The 18706-nt window shown below is 64.6% G+C and carries 18 protein-coding genes; 3 read left to right on the plus strand and 15 right to left on the minus strand.

What is annotated here, in order from left to right:
* Nucleotides 1-52: 52 nt before the first annotated feature.
* The 11 genes from NZK81_RS14920 to NZK81_RS14970 all read right to left on the minus strand — a co-directional run bounded on the left by NZK81_RS14920 (nucleotide 53) and on the right by NZK81_RS14970 (nucleotide 10167).
* The gene (locus NZK81_RS14920) at nucleotides 53-2050 is read right to left on the minus strand and encodes an alpha/beta hydrolase family protein (protein WP_260046936.1); all 1998 of its coding nucleotides are present in this window, start codon (nucleotides 2048-2050) and stop codon (nucleotides 53-55) included.
* 98 nt (nucleotides 2051-2148) lie between these two features.
* Nucleotides 2149-3276, minus strand: a complete 1128-nt coding sequence (gene tgt, locus NZK81_RS14925) for a tRNA guanosine(34) transglycosylase Tgt (protein ID WP_260046937.1) — start codon at nucleotides 3274-3276, stop codon at nucleotides 2149-2151.
* Nucleotides 3277-3296: 20 nt separating this feature from the next.
* A complete protein-coding gene (locus tag NZK81_RS14930; protein ID WP_260046938.1) occupies nucleotides 3297-4337 on the minus strand; it encodes a DUF481 domain-containing protein in 1041 nt (346 codons plus the stop codon).
* A gap of 17 nt (nucleotides 4338-4354) precedes the next feature.
* Entirely contained in the window at nucleotides 4355-5128 is a 774-nt protein-coding gene (locus NZK81_RS14935) for an ABC transporter permease (RefSeq protein ID WP_260046939.1), read from the minus strand.
* The gene (locus tag NZK81_RS14940; RefSeq protein WP_260046940.1) at nucleotides 5125-6066 is read right to left on the minus strand and encodes an ABC transporter ATP-binding protein; all 942 of its coding nucleotides are present in this window, start codon (nucleotides 6064-6066) and stop codon (nucleotides 5125-5127) included. The genes NZK81_RS14935 and NZK81_RS14940 overlap by 4 nt, the downstream gene beginning before the upstream one ends.
* 48 nt (nucleotides 6067-6114) lie before the next feature.
* Nucleotides 6115-6603: a hypothetical protein gene (locus NZK81_RS14945; protein WP_260046941.1), complete on the minus strand. Its 489-nt coding sequence runs from the start codon at nucleotides 6601-6603 to the stop codon at nucleotides 6115-6117.
* 2 nt (nucleotides 6604-6605) lie between these two features.
* On the minus strand, nucleotides 6606-7646 hold the full coding sequence (gene queA, locus NZK81_RS14950; RefSeq protein WP_260046942.1) for a tRNA preQ1(34) S-adenosylmethionine ribosyltransferase-isomerase QueA: 1041 nt from the start codon (nucleotides 7644-7646) through the stop codon (nucleotides 6606-6608).
* Between the two features lie 65 nt (nucleotides 7647-7711).
* Nucleotides 7712-8392 carry a peptidylprolyl isomerase gene (locus NZK81_RS14955; protein ID WP_260046943.1) on the minus strand — a complete coding sequence of 227 codons (681 nt, stop codon included), beginning with the start codon at nucleotides 8390-8392 and terminating at the stop codon, nucleotides 7712-7714.
* A 90-nt stretch (nucleotides 8393-8482) separates the two neighbouring features.
* Nucleotides 8483-9001 carry a pantetheine-phosphate adenylyltransferase gene (gene coaD / locus NZK81_RS14960; protein WP_260046944.1) on the minus strand — a complete coding sequence of 173 codons (519 nt, stop codon included), beginning with the start codon at nucleotides 8999-9001 and terminating at the stop codon, nucleotides 8483-8485.
* Nucleotides 9001-9909 carry a polyprenyl synthetase family protein gene (locus tag NZK81_RS14965; RefSeq protein ID WP_260046960.1) on the minus strand — a complete coding sequence of 303 codons (909 nt, stop codon included), beginning with the start codon at nucleotides 9907-9909 and terminating at the stop codon, nucleotides 9001-9003. The genes coaD and NZK81_RS14965 overlap by 1 nt, the downstream gene beginning before the upstream one ends.
* Before the next feature lie 3 nt (nucleotides 9910-9912).
* Nucleotides 9913-10167, minus strand: coding sequence for an exodeoxyribonuclease VII small subunit (locus NZK81_RS14970; RefSeq protein WP_260046945.1), 255 nt, complete (start codon nucleotides 10165-10167; stop codon nucleotides 9913-9915).
* A 122-nt stretch (nucleotides 10168-10289) separates the two neighbouring features.
* Here NZK81_RS14970 and purL point away from each other — a divergent pair, with 122 nt between their 5' ends.
* Nucleotides 10290-12470 carry a phosphoribosylformylglycinamidine synthase subunit PurL gene (purL, locus tag NZK81_RS14975; protein WP_260046946.1) on the plus strand — a complete coding sequence of 727 codons (2181 nt, stop codon included), beginning with the start codon at nucleotides 10290-10292 and terminating at the stop codon, nucleotides 12468-12470.
* 212 nt (nucleotides 12471-12682) lie between these two features.
* On the opposite strand, the gene NZK81_RS14980 is transcribed toward purL, so the two are convergent.
* Nucleotides 12683-13849, minus strand: coding sequence for an FAS1-like dehydratase domain-containing protein (locus NZK81_RS14980; protein ID WP_260046947.1), 1167 nt, complete (start codon nucleotides 13847-13849; stop codon nucleotides 12683-12685).
* 196 nt (nucleotides 13850-14045) lie between these two features.
* Here NZK81_RS14980 and NZK81_RS14985 point away from each other — a divergent pair, with 196 nt between their 5' ends.
* On the plus strand, nucleotides 14046-14996 hold the full coding sequence (locus NZK81_RS14985; RefSeq protein ID WP_260046948.1) for an NAD(P)H-dependent flavin oxidoreductase: 951 nt from the start codon (nucleotides 14046-14048) through the stop codon (nucleotides 14994-14996).
* On the opposite strand, the gene NZK81_RS14990 is transcribed toward NZK81_RS14985, so the two are convergent.
* The 3 genes from NZK81_RS14990 to NZK81_RS15000 form a co-directional block, all read right to left on the minus strand.
* Entirely contained in the window at nucleotides 14951-15532 is a 582-nt protein-coding gene (locus NZK81_RS14990) for an AHH domain-containing protein (RefSeq protein ID WP_311202098.1), read from the minus strand. The genes NZK81_RS14985 and NZK81_RS14990 overlap by 46 nt on opposite strands.
* A complete protein-coding gene (locus NZK81_RS14995; RefSeq protein WP_260046949.1) occupies nucleotides 15514-16263 on the minus strand; it encodes a hypothetical protein in 750 nt (249 codons plus the stop codon). Before NZK81_RS14995 ends, NZK81_RS14990 begins: the two co-directional genes overlap by 19 nt.
* 102 nt (nucleotides 16264-16365) lie before the next feature.
* The gene (locus tag NZK81_RS15000) at nucleotides 16366-16839 is read right to left on the minus strand and encodes a flavodoxin family protein (protein ID WP_260046950.1); all 474 of its coding nucleotides are present in this window, start codon (nucleotides 16837-16839) and stop codon (nucleotides 16366-16368) included.
* Between the two features lie 71 nt (nucleotides 16840-16910).
* On the opposite strand from NZK81_RS15000, the gene recJ reads away from it, so the two are divergent.
* Complete coding sequence (gene recJ, locus NZK81_RS15005; protein ID WP_260046951.1) at nucleotides 16911-18698, plus strand: single-stranded-DNA-specific exonuclease RecJ; 1788 nt, start codon at nucleotides 16911-16913, stop codon at nucleotides 18696-18698.
* Nucleotides 18699-18706: the final 8 nt, after the last annotated feature.

Here is an 18706-nt window from a genome sequence, read left to right on the forward strand (position 1 = left end):
CGACTGGCATGTCCAGCCCGTCCGGAACAACCGCCGGCCCGACCTCACACGATCACTTCAGCCCGAGGTTCTTGCGGATAAAGGCATCACTCTCACTCAGCACACGCGTGCGGGCGGCGGCACTGCGCAATTGGTGATCGAGATCCTTGAATTCCACGTAAGTCACGGACTTTCCGGCATCGCGCAGCTTGTCGGCCATGAACCGGCTTTCGGCCACACCGACGTTCTGATCGAGATCGCCATGGAACATCAGCACCGGCGCCTTGATCCGCGCCGCGTTACGGGCCGGCGAACCTTCGATTACATGCGGGCCGTGGCCGATGAACTTGTCCACCAGGGCGGAGCTTGTGAAACCCTGCGACTCTTCCCGCAGCTTCTCCAGATCCGTCACCGGAGCGACCGCAACGATAGCCTTGAACAGGTCCGGATCGAGCACAGCGCTCTGGAGCGCCGCATAGCCCCCGTAGGACCATCCCACGATGGCAAGCTTGCCTTGTGCCGCAATCCCCTGCCCCGCGAGCCAGCGTCCGGCATCGTTGACGTCGCCGATCGCCGTGCGCCAGGACTTGAACCCGTTCTCCTTGTACCAGGCCGCTCCGTAACCCGATGAACCGCGATAGTTGGGTTGCAGAACGGCATATCCCCGAGCCGCGAAAAACTGTGCCAGCCAGTCGAAACCCCACTCGTCGCGCGCGCTCGGCCCCCCGTGGGGCATGACAATGGCAGGAAGGTTCTTACCCGACGAGCCAAGCGGCAAGGTCAGGTAGGCCGGGATCATCGTGCCGTCCGCCGCCGGGTAGGTAATCGCCTTCATCGGCGCCAGCGGGAAATCGGCGAGGGAGGCGCGAAGCGGCAGCACGGCCTCCAGCTTGCGACTGGCCTTGTCGAACAGATAAACCATGCCGGGATCGGTATCGCTGGATGCTTCGAGCAGCAGCTTCGTTTCTCCGCGACTGGCATCGAGAAAACCGATCGAAGGCTGGCCCGGTAGCGCCTTGTGCAGCGCTTGCGAGAGCTTGTTCAACTCGGGATCGAAGAATTCTGTCCGGCGCCGGTCGGTCGCATAACTCACGCCGACAACACGATTCTGGCGACCGATACGGACAAGTCCGTCAACATCGACATCCGTTCGGGCGAGAATTCTTCGTTTCTCGAGGCTGCCATCCAGCGCGACGCTGTAGAGCCCCTGGTAACCGTCGTGCACTTCGAAGCCGAACACCGAATTGCTCCTGGCATCGACAGCGACCGGATCGAACCCTTCATCGACCGTACCGTCCACGTTCAACCGGGCAAGCTCGTCCCATTTGCGGGAACCGACCTTGCGGTAATAGTAACGCAACTTGCCGGTCAGGGTCCCGCTGCCGTTGACATCGTGAAGCCCAATGATGCGGACATTACCATGCCCATCGGACAAGTAGGTGTTCGCTTCAAGGCTGGCTTTCTCCACCGTCCGGCGGCGCCCGGACTGGATGTCCACCATCTCCACCCCGAGGCCTTCGGCATCGCTGGCAAGCCGGGTATTGATCGTGTTCTCCGGCACGAAATCACGGGTCATGAGGACCTTGTTCGGCTCTCCCTCAAGATCCCAGTCGATGATCCAGCCACCATTCTGGGCCACGCCCAGTGCCCGCGTCGAGGTTCTGCTCGACAACTGGAGCAAATTGCTCCCGTCACTGTCGAGCGCGAGAACGCGCGTATAGGTGAGCATCGGGACATGATGGGTGTCGACAAAGACGACCTGGCATATCAGCCGCGTCTCGGTCGACCAAGTGCACGACGAAAGCCTGCCGTTTTCCTTCAGCAGCCGGGTAATGGCCTTGGGTGCGCCCCCCACGGTCAGGTCAGCCACATAGAGCACCGCACCGTCGTCAAAAGGGGTGATATAGGCAGCCTTGGTCCCTTCCGGAGACAGGCTGATCTGCTGGATGCTCTCCAGCGCGCCAAAACGGGCCGCGACCTGCCCGGCCGTTGCCCCATCGGCAGTTCCTGCGCCTGCGGCGGATGACACCAACCCCGCGCCCATCAGCAACAGGCCCGCGAAATTCTTCATGCTACACCCCCTTTTACAGCGAGAACGCTCGACGATCTATCCCGCAATTTCAATCGGTAGCGATGAATTTTTCAGAAATTTAACAGCGCTGGCAGCGCCTATTTTCCGAGATAGTCCCGCCGGAAATCCGCCGCGAACGCAGCGAAGCGCCCCTCGCCGATCGCGTCGCGCATGCCTTGCATGAGTTGCTGGTAGAACGAGATGTTGTGCTCGGTCAGCAGCATGGCGCCGAGGATTTCGCCCGAGCGGATCAGGTGGTGCAGATAGGCGCGGCTGTAGGTGCCGCAGGTCGGGCAGGTGCAGCGCTCGTCGATCGGGCCGGTATCCTCGGCATGGCGGGCGTTGCGCATGTTGAGTGGGCCGTTCCAGGTGAAGGCCTGCCCGTTGCGGCCCGAGCGCGTGGGCAGCACGCAATCGAACATGTCCACGCCGCGTTCCACCGCACCGACGAGGTCGTCGGGCTTGCCCACGCCCATGAGGTAGCGCGGACGGTCGGCGGGAAGCTGGCCGGGGGCGAAATCGAGCGTGGCGAACATCGCCTCTTGCCCCTCGCCCACCGCCAAGCCGCCGATCGCATAGCCGTCGAACCCGATGTCGATGAGCGCATCGGCCGAGGCCTTGCGCAGCCCTTCGTCGAGCGCGCCCTGCTGGATGCCGAACAGCGCCGCGTTCGCCGCGTGCTCGCCGCCGCTGTCGAAGCCCGCGCGGCTGCGCTTTGCCCAGCGCATCGACATTTCCATCGAGCGCGCGATCACGTCGCGCGGCTGGTCGATCTTGGGGCATTCGTCGAAACACATAACGATGTCGGAGCCCAGCAGACGCTGGATTTCCATCGAGCGTTCGGGCGTCAGGTGATGGCGCGAACCGTCGATGTGGCTGGCGAAGGTCACGCCTTCCTCGGTGATCTTGCGCAGGTCCGACAGGCTCATGACCTGATAGCCGCCGCTGTCGGTAAGGATCGGACGATCCCAGTTCATGAACTTGTGCAGCCCGCCAAGGCGCGCGACGCGTTCGGCGCCGGGGCGGAGCATCAGGTGATAGGTGTTGCCCAGGATGATGTCGGCGCCCGTGGCGCGCACGTCCTGCGGCTTCATGGCCTTCACCGTGGCGGCAGTGCCCACCGGCATGAAGGCGGGCGTGCGGATATCGCCACGCCGCATGCGGATGACGCCGGTGCGGGCCTTGCCGTCGGTGGCGTGGATCTGGAATTCGAAACGGGGGTTCATGGAACCGCCCGTTAGAGAAATCAGAAGCCGTAGACCAGCGAGAAGCGCGAAATAGTGTCCGTCTTCAGCGCGCCGTCGGGCGGCGAGGTCTCGTGCTGGAACGAATAGGACATCTTCGCCTTCAGGCCCTCGGCCAGCCCTGCCTCGATGCCGGTGAGCGAGGTGAAGGTGCTGTCGTCCGAGCCCACATAGCTCGATGCGTTCTGCGTGAACTTGAGCGTCCCGTTGACCTTCCAGTTGAATTCCAGCGAGGTCAGCATCGACCACGTCGTCTCCGAAGGTTCGACGACGAACAGTGTGTGACGGACCGCCGGGCCCGCTTCCAGCGACATATCCATGTTCCGACGCTTCAGCACCCGGTAGCCGAGGCCGCCCGACAGCGAGTAACGGTCACGAATGCCCTGAATCTCGTTCTTTTCGAACTGGACACGACCAAAGGTGAAGAGCCCGTCGTTGAGCGTGTAGCGCGGCTGATAACTCGCACCGTACTTCTCGCGCGTGACCTTCCCGGAATCCTTCTGGTAATCGGCATTGAGCAGGATCGTATGCTGCCAGTCGATGCCCTTGCGATCAAGCTTGAGCGCGCCGGTGAAACCGAAGTTGCTGGTATTGCCGGTCGACCGGAAAGCACCGAGTTCGACCTGCCCCTTCCAGAGTTCGAGCACGCCGGAGTTGCGTATGCGATCCGTCTCCCGCTGGGTCATGACCGCAAGCGCGTGGGCCTTGCGGTCCAGGTATTTACGCTGCATCGCCCGGATTTCATCGGCGTCGTAAGGCTGTGTCGCCAGCGCGACTTTCACCACGGCTGCCACCGCCTTCGAATCGTCGCGGCGGATCGCTTCCTCGATCATCGCCTTGACCGCCTTGTTCAGGCGCGGCGGCCCGACCTCGATGAACGGCACCGGATCGACGAATGGCGGCGCTTCCACCCGCAAGGGACCCGCCGGCATTTCCAGTTCGGATTCCGTTTCGGGCTCGAGATCGTCTCCGCCCTGTGCATGCGCCGGCACGGCGATCGTCAACAGAGGCAGAATGGCGAGGACGGGGGAACGCTTCGTCATATCAAACGATTACCGTGTTATGCTCGCAGGCGCCAGCCGGTCCGGAAGATCCAGGAGATGAGCGCCACGCAAATTGCGAGGAACAGCAGCGTCAGCCCCAGCGACAGGCCAATGGAGACGTCCGAACTGCCGTAAAACGTCCAGCGCAGGCCGTTGACGAGATAGACCACCGGATTGGCCATCGCCACCGAGCGCCACGGCTCCGGCAGGACCTGGATCGAATAGAAGGTTCCGCCCAGGAACGTCAGCGGCATCAGAATCAGCATGGGCACGACCGACAGCTTCTCGAAGCTGTCGGCCCAGATGCCGAGGATGAAGCCGAACAGTGAAAAGCTTGCCGAAACCAGCAGGATATAGCCGAAGGCATAGACCGGATGGGCAATCGAATAGTCGACGAAGAAGCTGGCCGTCACCAGAATGATCGTCGCAAGGATGAGCGACTTGGTGGCCGCCGCGCCGACAAAGCCGACCAGCGTTTCGGCGACGCCGACCGGAGCCGACAGAAGCTCGTAGATCGCGCCGGTGAAGCGCGGCATGTAGATGCCGAAGCTGGCGTTGGACGTGCTCTCGCCCAGCAGCGTCAGCAGCAGCAGGCCGGGAACGATGAACGCGCCGTAGTTCACGCCGCCCATGCCCCCCTGCATCTGCCCGCCGATCGCGGCGCCAAAGACCACGAAATAAAGCGTCGTGGTCAGGACCGGCGCGATGATCGACTGCAGCGCAGTACGAAAGGCGCGAAAGAGTTCGCGCTTGTAGATGGTCCAGGCGCTGCGTGCGTTGAACAGGCTCATGCCGCACCTCCATCGAGCAGGTCGACGAAGATGTCCTCGAGGCTCGATTCGTGGATGTCGATGGCTGAATAGTCGATACCCGCGCGCGTCAGCGCCTTGGTCAGTTCGGCGACTTCCGATGTCCCCGCGCTGTCCCCATCGCCGCCTCCGCCGCGATAGCACAGCACGGTGCCGTCCTTGTCGAGCGAGACCGGAAAGGCCGAAAGGCTATCGGGCACGTCGCCCAGCGGCTGCGTGAGCGTTATCAGCGCCTCGGTCCGGCCGAGCCGCTCCATCATCGCCTGCTTTTCGTCCACCATCAGGATCTCGCCCTTGTTGATGACGCCGACACGGTCCGCCATCTCCTCGGCCTCTTCGATGTAGTGCGTGGTCAGGATGACCGTCGTCCCCCGCTCGCGCAGCAGCGCGATCTGGCGCCACATGTCGCGGCGCAGTTCGACATCGACCCCCGCGGTCGGCTCATCGAGGAACAGCAGTTCGGGATCGTGCGCCAGCGCCTTGGCGATCAGCACGCGGCGCTTCATCCCGCCCGACAGCATCCTGATCTGATCGTTCCGCTTGTCCCAGAGACTGAGCGCCCGGAGGATTTCCTCGATCTTGGCCGGGTCCGGCGGCAGCCCGAACAGCCCCCGCGAATGACCGACCGAACGCAGCACCGGCTCGAACATGTCGGTCGCAAGTTCCTGCGGGACGAGGCCGATACGTGCGCGAAGCGAACGCCAGTGCGTGGCCATGTCCTCGCCGAACGCATGGATCGTGCCCGAAGTCGGCCGTACCAGACCGCACACCGCGCCGATCAACGTGGTCTTGCCGGCGCCGTTGGGGCCCAGAAGCGCAAATATCTCGCCCTTGCGGATCGAAAGGTCCACACCCCTGAGCGCAGTGAAGCCGCCCGCGTAAGTCTTCGTCAGGCCACTGATTTCGAGAATGGATTGCATGAGGCCCACAATGGGATGGCAAATGCCCAGTGCCAAGGGCCCATCGCGTCATTTCACCAGATCGGCAAAATCCTCTTCACGCAGGTACGAGGTATAGCCGCCCAGCATGGCCGACGCCGTTTTAGGATCGCCCATCAACTCCTGCATGGCAAGGCGACCAAGCGTTCCACCAGCCGCGCGAAAGCCGGCACTGCTGCGCGCCTGGAACAGGGGACGGGATTGTTCGGCGCAGTCGACCGTCATCAGCCGTGTAAAGATGACCGCGACCTGACGATCCAGCTTGTCCTTCTGGGCCGGATCGACCTTGGCGACATCGGCCGTCTGCGGCGCGGAGCCAAGCGCAGCGACAAACCAGCGGGCAAGGGTAAGGCGGTCTTCGCCCGTCGACTTCAGGGCGAAACACTGGCCGAGCTCCGCGGCGAGTTGCTGCTCGGCTTCGGGCGTCAGCGCCTTGACTTCGGCTGACGGCTCAACCGCATGCGCCGAACCGGAGCCCCATGCCAGCATCGCGCACAGCAAAACCGCAACTCGCTTCATGTTCATAGTTCCTCCGATGGCAGCAGCAGACTCGAATCGCCGTAGCTGTAGAAGCGATAGCCCCCGGCGATGGCATGGGCATAGACCGCCTGCATCTTTTCGAGCCCCATCAGCGCGCTGACCAGCATGAACAGCGTCGATTTGGGCAAGTGGAAGTTCGTCATCAACCCGTCAATCGCCTTGAAACGATAACCCGGCGTGATGAAGATCGACGTATCGCCTTCGAAGGGACAGATCACGCGGTCCTCGCCGGCCGCGCTCTCGAGCAGGCGCAGCGACGTGGTACCAACCGCGATCAGCCGACCGCCCGCCGCGCGTGCCTGGTTGAGGCGATCGGCGGTGGCCTGGTCTATCCGGCCCCATTCCGCATGCATGCGGTGATCGGCGGTATCGTCCGCCTTGACCGGAAGAAACGTGCCCGCGCCGACGTGCAGCGTCAGCGTCTCGCTGGCGATCCCGGCGGCATCGAGCCTCTCCACCAGTTCGGGCGTGAAATGCAGGGCCGCCGTGGGCGCCGCGACAGCCCCTTTTTCCCGCGCGAACATGGTCTGGTAATCGCTGGCGTCGGCTTCGTCGGTCTCGCGCTTGCCGGCAATGTAAGGCGGCAGCGGCATGCGCCCCGCACGCTCCAGAAGCACTTCGACCGGCTCCTCACCCTCGAACAGCAAGGTCCAGCTGCCATCTTCGTACCGCTGTTCGGCCAGCGCCGTGACACCGGCCGGAAATGCGATGCGATCACCGGGTTTCAGACGCTTGGCATTGCGCACGAAGGCCTGCCAGCGCCTGAGATCCATGCGCTTGTGCAAGGTCGCGCCGATCCGCGCCTCGCCCCGCTTGCCTTCGAGCTGGGCGGGAATGACGCGGGTATCGTTGAACACCAGCACGTCGCCCTTGCGCAGCAGGCCGGGCAGGTCGCGCACATGGCGGTCCGCGAAAGGCGCGTCGCCATCGACCACGAGCAGCCGTGCCGCGTCGCGTGGCCGTGCTGGGCGCAGGGCTATGCGTTCGGGCGGCAGGTCGAAGTCGAAAAGGTCAACGCGCATGGCGCGGCGGGCTAGAGCAAGGCGCTCGCTTCGACAAGCTCAGGATGCGCGAATGCGCGAGCCCGTCAGTTCGACTGCGAATTGCTGAGCTGGTCCGCCGTGATGGGAGCGGCAGGCGCATTCAGGGCCGCAAAGTCCGGCGGCGCCTTGTGCTGCGAGGCGAGCGAGGCCTGAATGATCCTGGTCGGTTTTTCCGGCGGCTCGCCGCGCTCGATCTTGTCGACGTACTGCATGCCCAGGATCACGCGACCGAACACCGTGTACTTCCGGTCCAGCGCGAAGCGCGGGTAGAACACGATGAAGAACTGGCTGTTGGCGCTGTTCGGATCGTTGGTACGCGCCATCGAGACCGTACCGCGCAAGTGCGGCATCGAATTGAACTCGGCGTCCAGATCGGGAAGCTTCGAGCCCCCCTGCCCGGTGCCGGTCGGATCGCCCGTCTGCGCCATGAAGCCGTCGATGACGCGGTGGAAGATGAGGCCGTCGTAAAACCCTTCCCGGGCCAGCGTCTTGATGCGCTCGACATGGTGGGGCGCCCACTGGGGCATCAGGCGAATTCCCACGCGCCCGCCATCCGACAGATCGAGATAGAGAACGTCGTCGGGATCGTGCGCAACGTCGGGATCGGTGAAGGTCGGCAGCGCGGTCGCAGGCGGAGCGACGGGCTCCTTCTTCTTGGCGAACGCAGGACCGGCCGCGAGCGCGGCGCCCAGCATCAAGGCAGTAAGCGGGAGGCGAAACTTCATCGAATACTCACAAGCTGGGTCCGAACCATGGCATGGCGCGATAGAACGCGCCCGCTGTCGGTACAATGAATGATTTGAGCGCGAATGGCCTCAGTAGTCTCCCTGAAGACCATTCGCGGCGATGCGCTCTACCACGTCATCGCGCACGGTCGGGCTGACGAACTTCGCGATTTCGCCGCCGAACATGGCGATTTCCTTGACCAGTTTGGAGGCGATCGGCTGCAGGCTGACGTCAGCCATCAGGAATACCGTCTCGATATTCGAGTTGAGCTGCTGGTTCATGCCGGCCATCTGGTATTCGTACTCGAAATCGGCCACGGCGCGCAGCCCGCGAATGATGACCGTGGCCCCCTGCCGCTGCGCGAACTTCATGAGCAGCGCGTTGAAGCCCACGACCTCCACGTTGTCGATCCCGAGCCTTGCCACTTCGCGCTCGACCATGGCCATGCGCTCGTCGGGCGTGAACAACGGGTTCTTCGACATGTTCGTCGTGACGCCGATGATCAGCTTGTCCACCAGCTTGGCCCCGCGCCGGATGATGTCGGCGTGGCCCAGCGTGATCGGATCGAACGTGCCAGGATAGACGCCTATGCGTTGCCCCTGCGTCATCAATGGTCCCTTTCGATGATGTAGCGCGCCACCGCGCGCAGGAGATCGGCTTCGCGCCCATGCTGCGCGAGATGACCGACGGCCTGATTCACCAGCATTCGCGCCTGATCGCGGGCCCGATCGGGCCCCAGCAGCGAAACGAAGGTCTGCTTGCCGGCCTCGGCGTCCTTGCCCACGGCCTTGCCCGCCACTTCGGGATCGCCCTCGTGATCGATGAGATCGTCCGCGATTTGGAACGCCAGGCCGATGTCGCGGGCATAGCCGCGCAGATGCGTGCGTCCCTCGGGCGCCACGCGGCCCAGAATCGCACCCATCTCGATCGCGGCGCCCAGCAGCGCGCCGGTCTTGAGCTGTTGCAGTCGCGTTACCGTCTGCAGGTCGAACTCGCTGGTTTCTGCGACCAGATCCATCATCTGCCCGCCTGCCATACCCTGCGCGCCGCTCGCATGGCCAAGCGTCTGCACCAGTTCGATACGCGTGAAGGGATCGGCGCTGGTGGCCGGATCGGACAGAACCTCGAACGCGAAGGCATGAAGCGAATCGCCGGCCAGCACCGCCGTTGCCTCGTCATAGGCAAGGTGCAGGGTCGGCTTGCCGTGGCGCATGGCATCGTTGTCCATGCACGGCAGATCATCGTGGATCAACGAATAGACGTGAATCGCCTCGATCGCGATGCCAGCCCGAACGGCCGCCTCGCGCTGGACGCCGTACATGTCCGCGACCGCGGTGAGCAGCAGCGGCCGCAGCCGCTTGCCACCGCCGATCGCCGCATAGCGCATCGCCTCGACCAGGCGCGCACGCGCATCGTCAGGCACCGGCAGGAGCGCATCGAAGGCCCTGTCGATCTCCCCCGCGATGCAGGCAAGTCCTTCGGACAGCAAGGCATCAGACACGCCGATGGCGCTCACCACTCAGCGGTCCGGCGCGTCGAACGGCTGCGTGCCGGCCGGTGCGCCGTCGGGACCGGTGACGATCCGTTCGATCCGCGCCTGCGCCGCATCCAGCCGTTTCTGGCAATGCTGACGAAGCTTTTCGCCCTTCTCATAAAGCGAAATCGAGTCCTCCAGCGGCACGTCCCCGCTTTCGAGCTGGCGCACGATGGTTTCCAGCGCGCGCAAGGCATCCTCGAAGCTCAGGGTCTCGATATTCTCTGTCTCTTCGACCATGGCGAAGCAATGGCGGTCTCACCGGGCACGGTCAAGGTGGAACCCTGAGAATTCGGGGATCAACACCCAAGCCTGCCGAGCAGGCTAGCCTCCGCGCGAGGACGAGGCTAAGGCGCCAAGCCATGAGCGGAATCACCCCTGACGTCGTCGAGGCGCATGGCCTCAGCCCCGAAGAATACGAGCGCGTGCTGCATGCGCTGGGCCGCGAGCCCAACCTCGTGGAACTCGGTATCTTCTCGGTCATGTGGTCCGAGCATTGCTCGTACAAGTCGAGCCGCTTCCACCTGAAGCAGTTGCCGACCGAGGCCCCATGGGTCATCTGCGGCCCGGGCGAGAACGCAGGCGTGATCGACATCGGCGACGGACAGGCCGCCATCTTCAAGATGGAGAGCCACAACCACCCCAGCTACATCGAGCCCTACCAGGGCGCGGCAACGGGCGTTGGCGGCATCCTGCGTGACGTCTTCACCATGGGCGCGCGCCCGGTCGCGAACATGAACGCGCTGCGTTTCGGCCGTCCCGAACACCCGAAGATGAAGCACCTCGTGCAGGGCGTCGTCGCGGGCATCGGCGGCTACGGCAACTGCGTGGGCGTGCCGACCGTCGGCGGCGAGACCAATTTCCACAAGGCCTATGACGGTAACATCCTGGTCAACGCGATGACCGTGGGCGTGGCCGATACCGACAAGATCTTCTACTGCGCGGCCACCGGCCTCGGGAACCCCATCGTCTACGTGGGCTCCAAGACCGGCCGCGACGGCATCCACGGCGCCACCATGGCCTCGGCCGACTTCGACGAGAACTCGGAAGAAAAGCGTCCGACCGTGCAGGTGGGCGATCCCTTCACCGAAAAGCTGCTGATCGAGGCCTGCCTCGAACTCATGGCGACCGACGCCATCGTCGCGATCCAGGACATGGGCGCGGCGGGCCTGACGTCCTCCTCGGTCGAAATGGCCAGCAAGGGCGGCGCGGGCATCCGGCTCGACATGAACAAGGTGCCTTGCCGCGAAGAGGCGATGACGCCTTACGAGATGATGCTCTCCGAATCGCAGGAGCGCATGCTGATGGTGCTCAAGCCCGGCAAGGAAGCCATGGCCGAAGCCATCTTCACGAAGTGGGAACTGGACTTCGCGGTGATCGGCGAAGTGACCGACACCGGCCACATGGTGCTCGAATTCGACGGCGAGGTCGTCTGCGACATCCCGCTCGGCCCGCTGGCCGACGATGCGCCGGAGTACGAGCGTCCCTACGTCTCGCCGGAAGAATACAAGGCCTGGGCCGCGGTTCCCGCGCTCGGCGACGTGCCGGAAAGCACCGATCTCGGCGCGGACCTCGTCAAGCTGATGGGCTGCCCCGATCTCGCCTCGCGCAAGTGGATCTGGGAACAGTACGACAGCCAGGTCGGCGCGGACACGATGCAGAAGTCGGGCGGCGATGCGGCGGTCGTGCGCGTCCACGGCACGCAAAAGGCGCTGGCGATCAGCACCGACTGCAGCCCGCGCTATTGCTACGCCGATCCCTACGAGGGCGGCAAGCAGGCGGTGGCCGAGACCTATCGCAACATCAGCGCGGTCGGCGGCCTACCGCTCGCCATTACCAACTGCCTCAACTTCGCCAACCCGCAGCGCCCGCAGATCATGGCACAGATCGTGGGCTGCCTGAACGGCATGGGCGATGCCTGCCGCGCGCTCGACTACCCGATCGTCTCGGGCAACGTCTCGCTCTACAACGAATCGAAGGCGACCGGCGGCGGCTCGGCGATTCTGCCGACCCCGGCGATCGGCGGTGTCGGCCTTCTGGCCGACCACGACAAGATGGCCACGATCGCCTTCAAGCAGGAAACCGACGCGATCTGGGTGATCGGCGGCAAGGGCACGCACCTTGGCCAGTCGCTCTGGTTGCGCGAGATTGCCGGCAAGGAAGCCGGCGAGGCACCGGCGGTCGACCTCAAGGCGGAAGCCGCCAACGGTGCCAGGGTGCGCGAGCTGATCGCGGCGGGCACCGTCAATGCCGTGCACGACATCAGCGACGGCGGCCTGCTCGTCGCGATCGCGGAAATGGCGCTGGCGGGCAACCGCGGCGCGTTGCTCGATCCTATCGCCTCGGCGGCGGAAGCTTTCGGCGAGGATCAGGGGCGCTACGTCGTCACGGCCCCCAAGGGCGTGGAGATCCCGGGCGCGGTCTGCATCGGCGCTGTCGGCGGCAGCGGCATCACGGAAACCCGCGATGGCGGCATCAATGTCGACCTCGTCGCCCTGCGCGAAGCCAACGAGGCCTTCTTCAAGGACTGGATGGAGGACTAGAGCGCGATCACCTTTGGATAAAACACTCGTCATTGCGAGCAAAGCGAAGCAATCTAGAGCGGTATGGCGCCGCCCTGGATTGGCCACGGCCCTTTGGGCCTCGCAATGATGATTCTAGGTAAGATGATCACGCTTTAGCCCCCTCCTCACCCGCTTCGATCAGGTGGGCGGACATCCTCCCCATTGCGCTGCAACGGGGAGGAACCGGGCGATCAACCCGCCTTCTTCGGCAGGGCGATCTCAGCCGTGCCCATGCACATCTTCACACCCTTCTGGTTCTGCATCATGTGCTTGACCTGGACGAGGTGATGCCCCTCGTCATCGACCATCTTGTCGACCACTTCGGCGGTCTGGATGGTGATGTCGCCGGTCAGCGCCGGACCGCGATAGTTGGCGGTCGAATGCACGACCATGCCGTGCTCACCGGCCCAGCCCGCGAGGTAGTCGGTCACCCAGGCCCCCATCGAGGCGCCATAGCCATAGCCGCGCGGCATGCCGATCTTACGGGCGTACTTGGGGAACAAGTGCCCGCGCGAGGGGCCGAAATAGGCGCCGTCGGTCAGCTCGGGATTGATGCGCTCCATGTGCGGATCGTTCTCGTGCCCGGCCATTTCCTTGGTGAATCCCAGGGCTTCAAGGTCCAGTTCGCGCCGGTCGAGCGTGCCCCAGGTGGTGAACATGTAGGCGCGCCACTCGGTGGTGAAGCTGGCAATGGTGTGCGGACCGAAGACGCGCTCGGGAAGCTGGTCACCGACGTTCACGTCATCCCACCAGCGCTCCTGGTGGCCGAGGTCGTGCAGCATCTGGATCCAGGCGAACTTGCGGTCTTCCAGCGCCGCGAGTTCCTCGTCGCTCCATTCGGGCTCATCGAAATCAGCCGGGTTGACGTTCTCGCCGCCCGCCTTCGCGCTGTAGCGCAGCGCCGTCGAGCGCTGCTTGGCAATCAGCTCGCCGTTCTGGTTGCGGTAGAAATTGTCCCCGCGCTGGAAGCAGGTCGGGCCGAAACCGGTATTCTTGACGGTGTAGTCGAAGGGAACGCGCTCGTTGCTGATGGTGTCGCCGCCATGGACCTTCACGTCGTAGAACCACCATTCGTCACCGGCGAAGAGCAAGTGCGATTCCGGGATCTTGCCCACGCAGGCGGGAGCCGAGCCGTGGCCATCGTCGATCACGATCGGGAAGCTCTGCGGGGCGACCAGCTTGCCGTAGCGGCTTTCGGCCGCATAGGCGGGATCGAAGTGCAGCAGATTGGCGTAGTGCATCGCCTGGGCCCAGCGGCGAATATCGTTGTTACCGATGGCCTCGCGGGTCGGCGAAGAGTCGATCGGCTTGCCGAGATACTGGTCGATATCACTGCAATCGAGCGTCTGTTCAGACATGGAATAATCCTCTCACTGGGCCGGTGTCCGGCTGGAAACTAGTCGACAGCGGTGTCTATTACATGCCCCGAACGAGAGGTCACCCCGATTTGCGCACCGCCGAGACGCGAAACGCAGTGGCGTTGCCCCGGCCTCTCGACAACGCTTTCGCACAGCTCTATGCCGCCGTTTAATCGAGCGATTAAACGGATTTTCCATGACCCTGCCCGTTCCTTTCCAGCACTTGCGCCTACCCGTCATCGCATCGCCTATGTTCATCGTTTCCACCCCGGATCTGGTGATCGCGCAAGTGCGGGCGGGAATCGTCGGCAGCTTCCCGGCTCTCAATGCCCGGCCCGCGAGCCAGCTAGACGAATGGCTGCACCGCATTACCGAGGAAACGCGCGGCTGCGCGGCGCCGTTCGCCGTCAACATGATCGTCCACAAGACCAACCAGCGGCTCGATGAAGACCTCAAGCTGCTGGAAAAGTGGAAAGTGCCACTGGTGATCACCTCGCTGGGCGCCAATGCGGAACTCAACGCCGCCGTGCATGGCTGGGGCGGCATGGTCCTGCATGACGTGATCGACAACAGCTTTGCCCGCAAGGCCATCGAAAAAGGTGCTGACGGCCTCATCGCGGTGGCCGCCGGCGCGGGCGGGCACGCCGGTTCGCAATCTCCCTTCGCGCTGATGCAGGAAATCCGCGCGTGGTTCGATGGGCCGGTGGCGCTTTCGGGTTCCATTGCATGCGGCCGCTCGATCCTGGCCGCACAGGCCATGGGCGCCGACTTCGCCTATATCGGCACGCCGTGGATCGCCACGACCGAAGCCAATGCCGTGGACGGCTACAAACAGGCGATCGTCGAAGGCAGTGCGTCCGACATCGTCTATTCCAACCTGTTCACCGGCGTGCACGGCAATTACCTGCGCGGCTCGATCGCCGCCGCCGGCATGGACCCGGACAACCTGCCGGAAGGCGACAAGAGCCAGATGAACTTCGGCTCGGGCGGCAACATGGAAGCCAAGGCCTGGAAGGACATCTGGGGCTCGGGCCAGGGCATCGGCGCCATCGACGCCGTCCAGCCCGTCGCCAGCCGTGTCGAGACCCTGATGGCCCAGTATCAGTCCGCCAAGGAAGAGCTGCTCGGCCGCATCGGCATGGGCTGATCCGCCTCCGTCGCACCCCACATAGCGTCGGCGACGGCGTCGAGATCGGAGAAGTCGATGTCCCGGCGCAGCGGATCGCGCCGGTTGAGCACGAGCCGCCGCTTGCTGCTGTCGAGCAGGAACCGGCGCAAGGCGCACTGCAACAGGTCCAACCTCATGTGCGCCTGCACGGCCGCACCTTCACAGTCCCGCATCCGCGCCCGGCCCCATGTCGCCTCGATCTGACCGACCCGCTCGAACACGAGATCGCTGTAGTGCCTATGCGGTCCGCGATGAAGCGGCATCCCCATACGCGCCGCCGCCATCTCCTCACATGGCAGCAGGAGACCATTCTCGCGGAAATCGCTGAACCTGCGACGCGTTCCTCCGATCTCCCCGAACATCCGAGAAAACGCGCCTTTCGTCAGAATCTGCCGGGGCAGGAGATGATGGCGCTGCAATCCCGGATCGTGATCGGGCAGCCCCCTGCGATTGACCGCGCGAAATGCCAGATACGCGCGCAGACGCCGTCCCGCCGTCAGGCTTCCTCCCGCCAGATCCGGATCCGCCGCCCGGCCCGCGACGGTTCGGCCAGCAAGACATCGCTCCCGTCATCGATCGTCAGCGGCTCCGTCAGCGGGCCGTGGCGCGTGAAGTAGTCGATCAGACGAATCGCAAGCTTCACGCTGTCCGCCTGCGGCTCTCCCTCGCGGCCCTCGAGATGCATTTCCTGACCGATGAAATGCGAAAGGCCGGCGCTGGCGACGCTTCCGTCGCTGACCGGCGTCAGCGCGGTCAGGCCCAGTGCCGGAAAGGCACCGCCGGAAAGCCAGTTGAAGGCGATGCGCGAGAAATAGCGCGGCTCCATGACGGTGTGCGCTGGCTGCCAGGCGACCGCTGCCACCGGCAGGTGCAGCACAAGGTTCGCGGCAAGGTTGACCATCATGCGCACCACGGGCTCCAGCCCGCTGCCGGACGCGACATGCCTTCCAGCGACGATCTGCACGGCCTCCAGTCCGCCTTGTGGCGCCCCATCCGCGAACCCGTAGGCATGGCTCGCGTCAGTACCGGGCACCGGATCTGCTGGAGACAGTCCACGGAGATCGAACGTCAGCCCGCTCACCAGGAGCTCCAGCCAATCTTCGCCCGCTTCGGGGCGGTGACTCACGCGGGCCGGAATGCCCGATTCGGGTGCAGCCAGCAGGCGTTCGATGTCATCGGCTGTCGGACGCGAACCGGCGGGAAACAGCAGCAGTATCCCCGGTTTCAGAGAATCGCCTTGTTCCATGGATCGGGCAGCTCCCGTTTTTCGACCGGCGGCCGGGCTGCCGGTGAGTAGGCACTATTCGGCCCGGCAGGTCGAGTCTGTTTGCGAGCAGATGAATCCATTTCAGAAAATTCCGAGCGACACGCCTTCGGCCAGGGCCATTCCCAGCTCGCGGCATCGCTCCAGTTCCCTTTCCGGGACGGTCTTCTCCGCCATTATCTCCTCGGGCGTCTGGGCACCCATGTTGACGATCAGCGGCTCGGCGACGCGCCGCAAGCGCCACCCCGTGACAATACGGTCGATCTGCGCCTGCGCCCCGTGTCCGTCCGATCCCGCGGCTATGGCGGTGGCGTAGGCTCTGCCTTCGATCCGGCCGAGCAGCGGATAATAGCAGCGGTCGAACATCTCCTTCATCATGCCCGACATCGAGGCGAGGTTTTCCGGGCAGACGAAGACATAACCGCGTGCGTCGAGCAGATCCTGCGGGGAAGCATCGCTTGCGACGATCAGGCGCGATGCATTGCCCGCGCCCTGATGGACTGCCCCGGCCATGGCGCGGGAGGCACCTGTGCGGCTGTGCCAGATGATCGCAAGCATGGGGCCGGTCTCCTCAACTTCGTTGGCCCGCGCACTTTTCGCCGGACTGCGGGTAGTCTAACCGGGAGAGCATGGCTTCGCGACCCGCTTCCGTTTTCGGCATCGACCGCTCCCTGTCCGGCAAATCCTGGCGATGGCGAGGCGGCAATATGGACTTGTCCGAAGGGCCGATGGGGCTGGAAGACGACATCGCCACCCAGTTGCTGCTCTCCCGCGGCGTGGCGCGCGAGGATCTGGAGCGCCACCGCTCTCCCTCGCTGCGCGCCTTCCTGCCGGACCCGTCCGAGTTCCGCGACATGGATGCCGCCGCCGAGCGGCTGGCCCAGGCGGTCATGACCAACGAGACGGTCACCATCTATGGCGACTACGACGTCGACGGTGCCACCAGCGCGGCGCTGCTGATCCTGCTGCTGCGCCATCTCGGCCACGAAGCACGCTACTACATCCCCGACCGCCTGCTCGAAGGATACGGTCCGTCGGGCGAGGCGCTGGTGCGGATCGCGGGCGAAGGGTCGAGCCTGATCGTCACGGTCGACTGCGGCGCCATGGCACATGAAGCGCTGCAGATGGCGCATGAGGCCGGCGTCGACGTGATCGTCGTGGACCATCACAAGTGCTCTCCCGAGCTTCCCCGTGCCGCTGCTCTGGTCAATCCGAACCGGCTCGACGAGGGCGAACTGGCGGCCGCTCACGGACACCTCGCCGCCGTCGGCGTCGCCTTCCTGCTGGCCGTGGCGACCGTGCGGACGCTTCGCCGGCGCGGCTATTTCGAGACGCGCGCCGAACCCGATCTCTTCGCCCTGCTCGATCTCGTGGCCCTGGGCACCGTCGCCGACGTCGCCGCACTGCACGGTCTCAACCGGGCACTGGTGGCGCAGGGCCTCAAGGTCATGGCCCGCCGCGACAATATCGGCATGGCAGCCCTCATAGACGCGAGCCGCCTCAACCGCGCACCGACCTGTTCGGATCTCGGGTTCGCGCTGGGCCCGCGCATCAATGCCGGTGGCCGCGTGGGCGAATCGACGCTCGGCGTGCGCCTGCTCACCACTACCGACCCCGAGGAAGCGCGCGAGATCGCAAGCCAGCTCTCGCGCCTCAACGACGAACGACGAGCCATCGAGCAGGCCGTGCAGGAAGCCGCCGAGGCGCAGATCGAGCGCCAGCACAACCGCGCGGTGCTCGTTCTCGCCGGAAAAGGCTGGCATCCCGGAGTGATCGGCATCGTCGCCGGACGGATCAAGGAAAAGACCAGCAAGCCGACGCTCGTCATCGCGCTCGACGCCGACGATGCGGGCCACGGCAAGGGCTCGGGCCGCTCGATCACGGGCGTGGACCTGGGCGCCGCGATCATCGCCGCACGCGAGGCCGGCTTGCTGGTCGGCGGTGGCGGACATGCCATGGCCGCAGGCCTGACAATCACGGCCGACAAACTCGAAGCCCTGTCCGAGTGGCTCGATTCGAAACTTGCCGCCGACATTTCCCGGGCCAGCGCGAATCAGGCCATGCTGCTCGACCTAGCCCTTGCACCGGGCGGCCTGACACCGGCGCTTGTCGAAACACTCGAAAGCGCCGGTCCCTTCGGCATGGGCTGGCCGGGCCCGCGCGTCGCCGTCGGACCGGTACGCATCATCAAGGCCGATATCGTCGGTGCCGATCACGTACGGCTGATCGTGAGCGGTCAGGATAGCGGCCGCTTCAAGGCCATGGCGTTCCGCGCCGCGGAAACCGAAATGGGGCAGGCCCTGCTCCATGCATCGCAGGGGCGGCGACTGTGGCTGGCGGGCCGCGCCAGGATCGATGACTGGGGCAGCCGGCCGCAGGCAGAACTTCACGTGGACGATGCCGCCTTCGCCGAGTGAGATATTAT

The sequence above is a fragment of the Novosphingobium mangrovisedimenti genome, assembly GCF_025153475.1.
In the GTDB taxonomy this organism is placed as follows: Bacteria; Pseudomonadota; Alphaproteobacteria; order Sphingomonadales; family Sphingomonadaceae; genus Novosphingobium; species Novosphingobium mangrovi_A.